Source organism: Mucilaginibacter defluvii, from assembly GCF_039543225.1.
Lineage (GTDB): Bacteria > Bacteroidota > Bacteroidia > Sphingobacteriales > Sphingobacteriaceae > Mucilaginibacter > Mucilaginibacter defluvii.
On record NZ_BAABJI010000002.1, the window covers coordinates 930,913 to 943,585 of the forward strand.

Sequence of the window (12,673 nt, forward strand, 5' to 3'; positions counted from 1 at the left end):
TCCCTGTTGCCACAAACAGGGATGTTTAGTATATTTCACTTTTATATCATCCCCTTAGCGGGAATAAAAGGTGCATGCAGCTTACACGGTTAGAAATTAAAGGTTTTAAAAGTTTCGGCGATAAGATCACCATCAACTTTAATGATGGTGTTACCGGGATTGTTGGCCCCAACGGCTGCGGCAAATCAAACGTCGTCGACTCGATACGCTGGGTATTGGGCGAACAAAGCACCCGTGCCCTGCGGTCAGAAAAGATGGAGAACATCATCTTTAACGGCACCAAAAACCGTAAGGCGGCTAACCTTGCAGAGGTATCACTCACGTTTGATAATACCAAAAATGTATTGCCCACTGAATTTTCACAGGTAACGCTAACCCGTAAATTATACCGCACCGGCGACAGCGAATACCGCCTGAACGATGTGCAGTGCCGTTTGAAAGATATTACCGACCTGTTTTTAGACACAGGTATTGGCTCCGACTCCTACTCTATTATCGAACTAAAGATGATAGATGAGATCATCACCAACAAAGAAGGCTCACGCCGCAACTTGTTTGAGGAAGCGTCTGGCATATCGAAATATAAACTACGTAAGAAACAGACGTTCAATAAACTCCGTGATACCGAAGCCGACCTCGCCCGGGTTGATGATCTGCTTTTCGAGATAGAGAAGAACTTAAAAACACTTGAAAACCAGGCAAAAAAAACCGAGCGTTATTACCGCCTGCGCGATCAGTATAAAGCGTTAAGCGTTACGCTGGCATCCTTTCGCATAGCGTCGTTCAGCGAATCGCTGGCGCGTATTGAGGATGAAGAGCAAAGGCACCGTGTTGAAAAATCGGGCATCGTAACGCAAATAGATACCTTGGAGGCGGTTGTTCAGCAGCAAAAGCTGGAAAGCATTACCAAGGAGAAAAACCTATCCGTACAACAAAAAACCACCAACGAGTTTGTGGCTAAGATACGCGCGTACGAAAGTGAAAAGAAAATAAAGAATGAGCAGCTAAAATTTCAGCAGGATAAGGAAGCACGCCTAAGTGACGAACTGGAACGCGACCGCAGCCAGCTTAACCACGTGCTGTATAACTTAAAACGCCTGGCTGAAGAAAAGATGCAGGAAGATGAGAACCTGCAAACCATACAAAGTCGTGTTGCTGATTTGAAAGATGCCGTTGACGAGCTGCGTGAGCAACAAACCGAAGCACGTAACGAACTGAATGAACTAACCAGCATTAACAACCGCCTGCAAAATCAGGTATATAAAACCGAAAAGGATTTAGAAATTCTCGGTATACAACAACAGGCGCTCGAACAGGAAAGCCAGCGTAATATTGAAGACACCACTAATAAAGAAGCCGAGCTATCGCATTTTAATGAGGCTGTAGCCAATTTACAAACGCGGGTAGAAACGCTGGAAGGCGAATATCAGGCTGCTATTGATTTTGAAAATAAACTACAGGAACAGATAGCGCAAACAGAGACCAACATATCAACCCTTAAAGACACCATAACCGCCGAGGGACGCCGTTTGGATGCCAAACAAAACGAATACAACCTAACCAAAAGTTTGGTTGATAACCTGGAGGGTTTCCCTGAGTCTATCCGTTTCCTGAAAAAGAATACGGACTGGGCGAAAAACGCACCGCTTTTTAGTGATGTATTGTTTTGCCGCGAGGAGTACCGGGTAGCTATTGAAAATTACCTGGAACCGCTGATGAACCACTATGTGGTTGAAAATTATGACGAAGCCATTAAAGCCATCAACCTTTTAAGCAATGCATCACGCGGAAGGGCGCAGTTTTTTATATTGAGTAATTTTGGTGATGAAACCGCTGTAGGCCCAAACCCTGCAGCTAACCACATACCTGCCCTATCGGTTATCGAAGTTGAAAAACGTTACCAGCCATTATGCAATCATCTGCTTAAAAATGTTTACCTGGTAAATGATGATAATGAGCAGGCCATTAACAACACCGTGTTGCCCGCCGATATGATGTTACTGGGCAAAAGCGGTAAGTTCAATAAGTCCAAATACACCATGGCCGGCGGTTCGGTGGGTTTGTTTGAGGGTAAGCGTATTGGCAGGGCTAAAAATTTAGAAAATCTGCTAAAAGAAATTAAGGGTATTGATGCGCAGGTAAATGCCGGTCGTGCCGAATTACAAAATCAACAGGATAAGCTGGTAGCTTTAAAATCCGCCGGGAAAGCTAACGAGATACGCCAGCAACAGCAGGAACTGAGCAAACTCAATACGGAACTCATCACAATAAAAACCCGACAGGAACAGTACCAGGCATTTATTGAGAACAGCCTTAACCGCAAGCAGGATATCGCCAATAAAATTGCGAGCATTACACAGGATATTTTAAAGCTGAAGCCTGAACTGGAAGAACTTAAAACGCAAAAGCAGATACAGAATGAGCAAATGCTGGAGAAGCAGGCGGACTTTGCCGAACTGAATGAATTGGTAACCGTTCGGTCAAACGCTTACAATCAAGAAAATATCCGCTTTCACCAGCAGCAAAATAAAGTGTCGGGCTTATTTAAAGATATTGAGTACCGCGAATCGCAACATGAGAGCCTTGATACCCGCATCAGGCAAAACAGTACAGAGTTGGAGAAAGTTAAGGCGGCCATTCAGGAAAACCTGCAACAAACCGGGCACTCTGATGACGACCTGCTGGAGATGTACGAGCAGAAAGAACTGTTGGAAAAAGCTACCCAGCAAGCTGAACAGGAGCATTATGCCTGGCGCGGCAAAATCGCCGAAACTGAAAATGAAATAGCCGCCTTGCGCCGCAAAAAAGATAATGCCGAAGTAATTGAGAATGAATTGCGCGACAAGCGGAACAGCCTTAAAATAGAATTAAACAGCCTGAAAGAGCGCCTCTCCGTTGAATTTAATGTAGACATTGAGGATTTGCTTGAAACAGAAATCCCTGAGGGCGAGAACGAGAACGATCTTCGCGAAAAAACGGATAAACTAAAGAAACAACTGGATGATTTCGGCGCCATTAACCCGATGGCGGTTGAGGCGTACAATGAGATGAACGAACGTTATGAGTTCATCCAATCGCAAAAGCGCGATCTGGCGGATGCCAAGGCGTCTCTATTGGCTACTATTCAGGAGATTGATGATACCGCGAGGGAAAAATTCATGTCGGCATTTACCATGGTGCGCGAGAATTTCATTAAAGTTTTCCGTTCGTTGTTTAATGAGCAGGATTCATGCGATCTGATACTGACCGATCCGGATAAGCCTTTGGAATCAGACATTGATATTATTGCACGCCCAAAAGGTAAGCGTCCGTTATCAATCAACCAGCTATCCGGCGGCGAAAAAACGCTGACGGCCACAGCTATTCTGTTTTCGCTTTACCTGTTAAAGCCTGCCCCCTTTTGTATATTTGATGAGGTTGACGCTCCGCTGGATGATACTAACATTGACAAGTTCAACAACATTATCCGCACGTTCTCAAAAGATTCACAATTTATCATCGTATCACACAATAAGCGCACCATAGCTAGCACCGATGTAATTTACGGCGTTACCATGGTTGAGCAAGGCATATCGCGCGTAGTACCGGTTGACCTGCGCGAACTGGTTGATTAAAAAAAAGCGGCACTTTTCAGCACCGCTTCATAAATTAAAATCTCTTTACTTGATTACTTCAACCTTTCGGCAACCATACCTTTAAAGTGTGGCCTTTCCAGTTTCAAGCCTAAATCCCGTGTTTGATCAACCGATAGCATGCGCACGGCATTTACACGCTTGGTTTGCTGTTTAGCTAATGACAGGTAATTGCCGGTAGTGATGTAGCTAATTGCCCTTTGTGTGCATTGCTCATCCGCGTCGCCAAAATCATGCGCAACATCGTCGTCAGCCTCAACGCCCGGGAAATTAGTTGACCCCGGTACCATACCCGCGTAATAATCAGCTTTACCGGCTGAGTTTCGGGTTTCGAATTCCGGAATATACAGTTCGTACTTATTAATCGGAATAGCAAAAAATCCGACAGGCTTGCCATAGCTGGTTTCGCCTACAATTTTTACATCCATATGCGGCAATAGCGTATTAATGGTTAATTCACTGGCAGACGCGGATGAGCCCGATACGATAAATACCACTTTACCCAAATTCAACGATCCCTTTTTGCTGAATTTCTCCTGGTTATTTTCAGGTTTGAATGATCCGGCGGTTAACTTATTATCAAAAACACTTTTATTGATCAGGGTATACTTATTATCCTGCAGGCCTTTGTTGAAATAGTAAGTGTACATTACCTGGTTATTTTTAGCTGCCGGCACAATCAGGTTACACAGGTAATCGGCTGTTGCCACGTAGCCCCCACCGTTATAACGGAAGTCTACTATTAAGTCGGTTACATTTTCGCTGTTAAATAAAGTAAACGCCTGGTCTATTTTAGGCTGCGCGTTTGCAGGCGAGGTAAAGGTGTTGAACACCATGTAGCCGATTTTTTTGTTACCTACCGTAAATACCTTGTAAGCCAGCACGGGGTTAATGGTGTAACTGGCCGCGTTAATATCAATATTGATTGTTGAGCCATCGGGCTTTTGTAAGCCTAACTTAATGTTGTTGCTCGAGTAAAATGAACTTACAATAAACTGTATGTCTGAATTTGATTGCGGGTTCCAGGATGTACGATTGTTTATCCTCGTCACTTTATACCCACGTTTCACCCCGGCATTTCCGGCGGGCGAATTAGCATATACGTACTTTATATATAAACCACCATCAGCGCCATAGCGCGGCTCAAAACCGAAGTCGCCGCTGGCCTGGCCACCCAATTCGCCTGAGGTAGTGCCATCATCAATAAAGGAATATTTTGACGTACCCGGATTTGAGGGATTATACTCAAATGCCCTGTTGGTTGATGGATTTTTAGCGTATTGCGACAACGCATCAACCTCATTTTGCAGAGCCTCCAGGTCATTTGATCCGGTGAACGAACGTGGTTTAAAGTTATCGTATGTAGGCAACTGGTCGTTCCACAAGTAATCTTCCTGGGCGTACAGCAATACGGAATCTTTAACTTTATCTATTGTTGACCCGGTTGTTGGCGGAGTATTTTTATCGTCTCCTCCAGTGTCAGTATTTTTCTCTTTTTTGCAGGCAGTAGCCAGTATGGCAACAGAAAACGCGGCGGCGTAAATATATTTTTTCATCTCTCTAAATATAAGTATCTGAACGTTATATCCGCAAATATGTTACATAAAGCGGTATGAATTTATAAAGTCGATACCTGCCGCCTGGGCGCATAACTCGTCGGCCTCGGTTATCCCGATCATTACCGCGTGCCGGCGCTCTATATTATGGTCGGCAAGCAATTGGTTAATGGTATGGGGCTCAGGCTTGGCATTTATTTCGTCGGCAAAGTAGCAGGTTAAGTATGATTCGAGCCCGTTCCATTCGGTTTGCTTTATTTTATTAAGCTGTTGCTGAGGGTTACCATTGGTTACTATGAATATTTTTTTACGGTCAACCACTATTTGCTGCAGCAACTCTAGCATACGCTGAAAGAGCAACAATTTTAAAGGCAGCTTCGATGTAATTAACATATCATCAAAATTGCGGCGGTATTTTTCACCTATGTTGAATTTTTGCTTCAGCGCATCAAAAACCGCTTCATGGCCATGTTCTTTATAGGTTTCAGTCATTAGCGAAGTCATGGCCTTAGCGTCCCATAGTTCGGTATATTCTATCATACCCGCAAAAAGATAGTAAACCTGGAGCAGGTAATCCTTTTCAGGATAGAGTACATTATCAAGCTCAAAAATAAAGGCTTGTTTTTTGAGGTCTATGTCACTATAAGTCATCGGGCAGGTGCAGTACAATATTAAACTCGTTAAATAATTGGGCCGCTTCGGCAAGTAGGGTTGCTTCCGCTTCTTCTAACGGAAAGATAGCCGTAATATCCCTATCCAAGCATAATGTAAGCATCTGATGGGCATAGCTTGCAGCGGCGGGATTGGGCAGTTGCACCATCTTGCCGGATGCTATCATAAAAGCAGGCAGTTCTCTGTAATCGCCAAGTAATGCGCTGTCACCAAGGGCTTGCTTAAGCTGATGCGCCAGTGCGCCGGTAGCCGCCGTAATTAAAGTATATGGCATTTTACGATTGTTGTATCAAGCCGTCCTTCATGGTTACTTTACGGTCTGACAGTGCTGCCAGATCCTCATTATGGGTAACGATAATGAAGGTTTGATTAAACTCAAGGCGCAACTTTACAAAAAGCTCGTGCAACTCACGGGCATTGGTAGAGTCGAGATTTCCGGATGGTTCATCGGCAAAAATCAACGCCGGGTTGTTTACCAGGGCCCTTGCTACAGCCACGCGCTGCTGTTCGCCGCCCGAAAGCTGGTTGGGTTTATGCTGTAAACGGTCGGCAAGGCCCAGGCGCTCTAATAATTCTGTAGCGCGTGCTTCAGCCGCTTGCTTTGATGAACCTGCAATAAATGAAGGTATACATACATTCTCTAAAGCAGAAAACTCCGCAAGCAGGTGGTGGAATTGGAATATAAAACCGATATGCCGGTTACGGAAAGCGCTTAAGTGCTTGCTTTTTAAACGGCTCACCTCGGTATTATTTATATGGATGATACCGGAGTCGGGGCTGTCCAGCGTACCCAGTATATTGAGCAACGTACTTTTACCGGCGCCCGAAGCGCCAACTATGCTCACTATTTCACCGGTGTTTACCTCTATATCCACCCCTTTTAGTATCTGGAGCGAACCATATTTTTTATGTATAGACTGCGCTTTAAGCATAAAGCAAAGGTAATTTTTATAATTGTTTAATAAGATAAAATCACTAAATGTAAAATTTCATTTTTGTTAATATAAACATAAAATAGAGCCTTGATTTATACATTTTAATTCATAAATTTGAAATAATTATAATTATAGATAATCTACACATTAGTAACCTTGACACATTTAATCTTACCTGTTGTGTTATTTTCTGTTAGCACTAACAAATCAACTAAACATACGCTATGCATTCGCTGAAATTTACGGGCATCTTATTTGCGATTTTTTTAATTCCGTTTGTTTTACGCTTGTTCGGTCTGGAGCCCTATCCGGCAATTCTTTTCCCTTCGGGACCAGAAACCGTGAAACAGGTTAACGGCAAAACAAAAATTGAGACCAAGCAGCTGTTTGCCAAAAATCAAAACGGGCAATGGGCATTGGTTGAACCTAAAGCATTCATGTACCCGGTGTCGGCTATTCAACTGGCTAAGCTGGTATCAAAAAATATGGGGTTTAAAAAACAGAAGCCTTTTCCGTTAAAAGGAAAAATCGGTATTGTAAATTACCTATACCGGTCGCAAAACAGTTCTTCAAACGCGGCCGAGGATGCGGAACTGCGCAACTGGATAAAAAAGCGCTTAAAACGCGGCAACTATCAAACATCTGAGGTAAAGGTGGCCACCTACTCCAACGTCATTTCAACAACCAACGGTAATATTCTAAAAAAAGAACTTAAGGATGAAAAGTACTACAAGCTGGATTAATTCCCTTAATGAACGGTTTTGGCACACCATTGTTAACTCAACTGCTACGGGGGTAGAATCTGTTGCTGTTTTTAGGGTGATAATGGGCATTTACCTGCTTTTTGTAACTACCCCTACTTACACCTGGATTGCCGATCTGCCAAAGGCATTGTACACGCCGCCTATAATTAGTTTTGTGAATTTGTTAGCAGACGATTTTCCGGGCAGGGCGTTTTTAGTCACCGTTGATTTTTTAATGGTGGCTTCAATTGTGGGTATTGTGCTAGGTATATACTCTCGCTTTGCTACGCTGGCCTTTGTGGTACTAAAAATTTGCGTGCTCAGCTTCCAATACTCTTTTGGTAAGATAGACCACGACATTATGTTACCGGCCACCTTGGCATGCATGGCTTTTTCGGGCTGGGGACAAACTTTAGCGCTGGTTCCAGATAAAAAAACGAAATGGGACTCGCCGTCAAAAAGCCTGTCGGTTATAGCGGTACTCATCGGGTTCGGATATTTCAGCGCAGGTATTGAAAAGGCTATCCATTGGCTAAACTTCGATCTTAACTCAAACGGTACCGCTCGCTGGTTTTACCTCGGCCTTTACAACCTGCAACGCCAGCCAATACTCGCCCCAGCGCTAAAAAACGCGCCTTTTTGGTTTTTTAAAATTATGGATGTTGTAGGTGTAATTTTTGAGCTAACACCTATTATTGCAGTGCTAATTTCCCGCAAAGCCTGGCGGATATGGCTGTTCTTCGCGGCAGCGTTTCACTTGGTTAATTACCTGCTGTTCAACATTAACTTTATTGGTAACGGGTTAGTTTATATCGCATTTATCAACTACAAACCCGTTTACAGCTATATAGTTAATATTACCAAGTCGTTTTTAGCAAAAGCGCTTATCCTGGCAGCTGTAGGCTACGCGGCCGTTGTTAGGGGAATAAGTATCCTGACGTCAAAAAACGTGGGTATTATATTCATCCCGGATAACGGTAACGCTAATTTATACTGTATGCTGGTTATATGGGCTCTTATTTGTGCCGCTCTCTTCGTAACCATCATTAAATCAAAGGAGCAAACGGTTTATGAGGATGCCGACGAACTCTCCCCTCAATTGACTTAATTATACTTATAATTAACAGAAAAGCAGCCTAACAGCTGCTTTTTTTGCTTATTATTCCAGTAGAAACACCCTTTCACATTATTCATTTTTGCGAAAAAATAATTTGCATTCGTCAACTACAAGTTGTAAGTTTATACTATAAGTTCTTTATAACCAAAGGATAAGCTATACCACTTCTTGATTTAAATTCTGACACTTTATGTTCTACTGCTGCGACTTATAGTAATTCTTGGTAACACCGGACGATTCGTAATTTTAAAGCTATAGCGAAAATCCGGATCAATTGTAAAATTTATTTAAACCTAAACACATGCCATGTATTCTACAAAATTCACCTTTCTGTTACTGCTTTGCCTGATCATCCCTTTCAGTTTAAGGCTGATGAAGTATGAACCGTACCCTGCTATACTATTACCGTCCGGGCCACAAATTGTCAAAAAACATCAGGGGAGCATTAAAATGGAGTTTAAACAATTGTTTGGCATCAACCCTAATGGCCATTGGAAGCGCATCGAGCCGAAAGAATTTATGCACCCGGCACCCGCGGCTTACCTTACAAACCTTACCCTAAAAAACATGGGTTTTAAAGAGTTAAAGCCTCATTTGTTTAACGGCAAGTACAAGTTGGTAAATCACTTTTTCCGTTTTCAACGCAGCAATTCGCCTAACTTAAACACAACAGAGCTGCGCGTATGGCTAAAGCAACGGTTGGCCAAAAGTGGCTATCAAACATCGAAAATACGGGTGAGCACTTATGTAAACACCATATCAACCGCTAACGGAGAAATAATAAAAAGGGAACTTAAAAAAGAGAAATATTATGACCTCGATTGATAATATCACCAACAAATTTTGGAGCGCGGTGGTTAAATCAACCGCGACGAACGTTTTTTCGTTAGCAATTTTCAGGATATTGACCGGCGCTTTTTTGCTATTAGTGCTCACCATAAATTACGCCTGGATGGCTGATTTGCCCTTAGCGCTGTTTACGCCCCCCGTACTAAGCCCGATCAACTTATTTGCAGCAGGCTTTCCGCATAAAGCCTGGCTACTAATTGCTGATTTTGTACTGCTGCTTACACCTATCGCTATCATTTTAGGAATAAAACCACGTATCGCAACACTCTTGTTTGCCGTTACCCGACTAATTGTATTAAACTATCAATACGCCTTTGGAAAAATTGACCATGAAATCTTGCTGGCAACTATGCTGGTATGCATGGCATTTTCGGGTTGGGGACAAAGATTGGCCTTATGGCCAGACAAAGCCTCGAAATATGATTCCACCTCAAAAAGCCTCGCCCTGCTGGCTGTGTTAATTTGCTTTGGTTACTTCAGCGCTGCGTTTGAGAAAGCTATCTTCTGGCTTAATCTCGATATGAACACTACCGGATCGGCGCGCTGGTTTTATAATTCACTTTACAACTATCAGCGTGAGCCTCTCCTTGCGCCGCTGCTTAAAATGTCGCCATTCTGGGTCTTTAAAGCAATGGATATTACAGGCGTTATTTTTGAGTTGTTGCCGTTTGCTGCGCTGCTGTATTCTCGCAAACTATGGCAAAGCTGGCTTTTGCTCGCAGCGGGCTTCCACCTGGTTAACTTGCTGTTTTTTAATATAAATTTTATTGTTAATGGAATAGTATACCTTGCATTTATAGACTATACCACCATCTACGCTACCGTCCGGAGATTGATAGCTACACCATGGTTTAAAGCAGCTGTTGCTGGTATCATTATTTATGCCGCTTACGTACGTGTTGTAAGTATATTAAACTTCGAAAAAATAGGAATTGTGTTTTTGCCTTACAGTATAAACATGCAGCTATACGGGATGGTAAGCTTGTGGCTGCTGATTTGCACCACCATGCTCATCGGCATCCTGTATTCAAAAGAAGAGACTACACTTAGCCGTGCCGACATTTTATCACAACAATTACACAAAAGCAACTTAATAGATCATCAAACTACCATTTAAAGCAAAAAAGTGTAGATTTACCGCAAATACTATTTAGAACATGAACATTCACGAATATCAAGGTAAAGCTATCTTAAAAAGCTTTGGTGTAAGAGTTCAGGAAGGCATTGTTGCCGACACTGTTGATCAGGCTGTTGAGGCGGCGCAAAAGCTTAAGGATGAGTACAACTCAGACTGGGTTGTGGTAAAAGCACAAATACATGCAGGTGGCCGCGGTAAAGGTGGTGGTGTTAAGCTGGCAAAAAATCTTGACGAGGTTAAGGAAAAAGCAGGCGCTATCATCGGTATGCAACTGGTTACCCCTCAAACCGGCCCCGAAGGCAAAAAGGTTAACAAAGTATTAATAGCACAAGACGTATATTATCCAGGCGAAAGTGAAACCAAAGAGTTTTATGTGAGTGTATTGCTTGACCGCGCTAAAGGCCGTAACATCATCATGTACTCAACCGAAGGTGGTATGGACATTGAAGAGGTTGCTGAGCATACACCAGATAAAATATTTAAAGAGGAGATTGATCCTAAAGTGGGTTTACAGGGTTTCCAGGCACGTAAAATTGCCTTTAACCTGGGCCTGTCAGGCGATGCCTTTAAGGACATGACCAAATTCATCACGGCTTTATACAAAGCGTACATCGCTACTGACTCATCGATGTTTGAGATCAACCCGGTTTTAAAAACATCTGACAATAAAATATTAGCCGTTGACGCTAAGGTAAACCTTGACGATAACGCACTATACCGTCACCCGGATTACGCCGCCCTGCGCGATACCTCAGAGGAAGACCCTACTGAAGTTGAAGCCAGCAAATCAAACCTAAACTATGTTAAGCTTGATGGTAACGTTGGCTGTATGGTTAATGGTGCGGGCTTAGCTATGGCTACCATGGATATTATCAAAATTGCCGGTGGCGAGCCTGCTAACTTTTTGGACGTAGGTGGTACTGCTAACGCGCAAACGGTTAAAGCTGGTTTTAACATCATATTACAAGACCCTAATGTGCGTGCCATCCTGATCAACATCTTTGGTGGTATTGTACGTTGCGACCGCGTTGCACAAGGCGTTATTGACGCTTACCAGGAAATTGGCAACATCCCGGTGCCTATTATCGTGCGTTTGCAAGGCACTAATGCTGCCGAAGCGAAAGAACTGATTGACAATTCAGGCCTGAAAGTTTTCTCAGCTATTTTGCTGAAAGAAGCTGCCGAGCGTGTTAAAGAAGTTTTAGCGAATTAATAACTCGTTAATCAATGAATATAAAGGGGACGCTTGTCCCCTTTTTTATTGTTCAAAAAACCTAAACTAATTTTCCATATTGTGCGTTTAAACATTCATTGTCTGCTGATTGTCAGAAGATAATTAATAATTACATGTTTAAACATCTATTTATATCTTTGTTCTGTTAATCGATAAGTAAATAAAAATTTAAATCACATACAATCATGGCAACTACAGTTTGGACATTAGATCCTACCCACTCAGAAGTACAGTTTAAAGTTAAACACCTGGTAATTTCAACTGTAACAGGTTCATTCAAGAATTTTGAAGGTACCTTAACTACCGAAGGCGATGATATTGCTAACGGTACGGTTGAATTTTCATTAGACGTTAACTCAATTGACACCAACCAGGAGCAACGCGATGGTCACCTTAAAAGCGCTGACTTTTTTGATGCCGAGCAATATCCTAAAATCACTTTCAAATCAACCAGCTTAACCGCAAAGGGTGATGACGAGTATGTGGCCGTAGGCGACCTGACCGTTAAAGGCATTACTAAACCGGTAACCCTTAATGTAGAGTTCGGTGGCTCGGCTGACGACTTTTATGGAAATACTAAAGCCGGTTTTGAAGTAACTGGTAAAATAAGCCGTAAAGAATTTGGCTTAACCTGGGAAGGTGTAACCGAAGCCGGTTCAATTGTTGTTGGCGACGACATTAAACTGATAGCCAACGTACAGTTTGCAAAACAGAAATAATTTTTTCCGTACTGATATATATTTGAGCCACCTGCTTTGCAGGTGGCTCTTTTGTTTTTAAAACCTTTTAAGCTATAT

The 12,673-nt window shown here is 42.7% G+C and carries 11 protein-coding genes; 7 read left to right on the forward strand and 4 right to left on the reverse strand.

What is annotated here, in order from left to right:
• Positions 1–74: 74 nt before the first annotated feature.
• Positions 75–3,614 (forward strand): chromosome segregation protein SMC, encoded by a 3,540-nt coding sequence (smc, locus tag ABD960_RS10340; protein WP_345331075.1) that lies wholly within the window; start codon positions 75–77, stop codon positions 3,612–3,614.
• Between the two features lie 53 nt (positions 3,615–3,667).
• Here the strand turns inward: smc and ABD960_RS10345 are convergent, their stop codons facing one another.
• Genes ABD960_RS10345 through ABD960_RS10360 form a run of 4 tightly spaced genes read right to left on the reverse strand, consistent with a single transcriptional unit; the run spans position 3,668 to position 6,792 of the window.
• Positions 3,668–5,188 carry a S41 family peptidase gene (locus ABD960_RS10345; RefSeq protein ID WP_345331076.1) on the reverse strand — a complete coding sequence of 507 codons (1,521 nt, stop codon included), beginning with the start codon at positions 5,186–5,188 and terminating at the stop codon, positions 3,668–3,670.
• A 42-nt stretch (positions 5,189–5,230) separates the two neighbouring features.
• Positions 5,231–5,839 (reverse strand): HAD family hydrolase, encoded by a 609-nt coding sequence (locus tag ABD960_RS10350; protein ID WP_345331077.1) that lies wholly within the window; start codon positions 5,837–5,839, stop codon positions 5,231–5,233.
• Positions 5,829–6,134 carry a hypothetical protein gene (locus tag ABD960_RS10355; protein ID WP_345331078.1) on the reverse strand — a complete coding sequence of 102 codons (306 nt, stop codon included), beginning with the start codon at positions 6,132–6,134 and terminating at the stop codon, positions 5,829–5,831. The genes ABD960_RS10350 and ABD960_RS10355 overlap by 11 nt, the downstream gene beginning before the upstream one ends.
• Position 6,135: 1 nt before the next feature.
• Complete coding sequence (locus ABD960_RS10360; protein ID WP_345331079.1) at positions 6,136–6,792, reverse strand: ABC transporter ATP-binding protein; 657 nt, start codon at positions 6,790–6,792, stop codon at positions 6,136–6,138.
• A gap of 227 nt (positions 6,793–7,019) precedes the next feature.
• On the opposite strand from ABD960_RS10360, the gene ABD960_RS10365 reads away from it, so the two are divergent.
• From ABD960_RS10365 to ABD960_RS10390, 6 genes are all read left to right on the forward strand, one after another.
• Positions 7,020–7,538 carry a hypothetical protein gene (locus ABD960_RS10365; protein WP_345331080.1) on the forward strand — a complete coding sequence of 173 codons (519 nt, stop codon included), beginning with the start codon at positions 7,020–7,022 and terminating at the stop codon, positions 7,536–7,538.
• Positions 7,513–8,646: an HTTM domain-containing protein gene (locus ABD960_RS10370; RefSeq protein ID WP_345331081.1), complete on the forward strand. Its 1,134-nt coding sequence runs from the start codon at positions 7,513–7,515 to the stop codon at positions 8,644–8,646. The genes ABD960_RS10365 and ABD960_RS10370 overlap by 26 nt, the downstream gene beginning before the upstream one ends.
• A 315-nt stretch (positions 8,647–8,961) precedes the next feature.
• On the forward strand, positions 8,962–9,480 hold the full coding sequence (locus ABD960_RS10375; protein WP_345331082.1) for a hypothetical protein: 519 nt from the start codon (positions 8,962–8,964) through the stop codon (positions 9,478–9,480).
• Complete coding sequence (locus ABD960_RS10380; protein WP_345331083.1) at positions 9,467–10,621, forward strand: hypothetical protein; 1,155 nt, start codon at positions 9,467–9,469, stop codon at positions 10,619–10,621. Before ABD960_RS10375 ends, ABD960_RS10380 begins: the two co-directional genes overlap by 14 nt.
• Positions 10,622–10,661: 40 nt before the next feature.
• Entirely contained in the window at positions 10,662–11,855 is a 1,194-nt protein-coding gene (sucC, locus tag ABD960_RS10385) for an ADP-forming succinate--CoA ligase subunit beta (RefSeq protein WP_232178626.1), read from the forward strand.
• 206 nt (positions 11,856–12,061) lie between these two features.
• Positions 12,062–12,595: a YceI family protein gene (locus tag ABD960_RS10390; protein ID WP_345331084.1), complete on the forward strand. Its 534-nt coding sequence runs from the start codon at positions 12,062–12,064 to the stop codon at positions 12,593–12,595.
• The last annotated feature ends 78 nt before the right edge of the window (positions 12,596–12,673 follow it).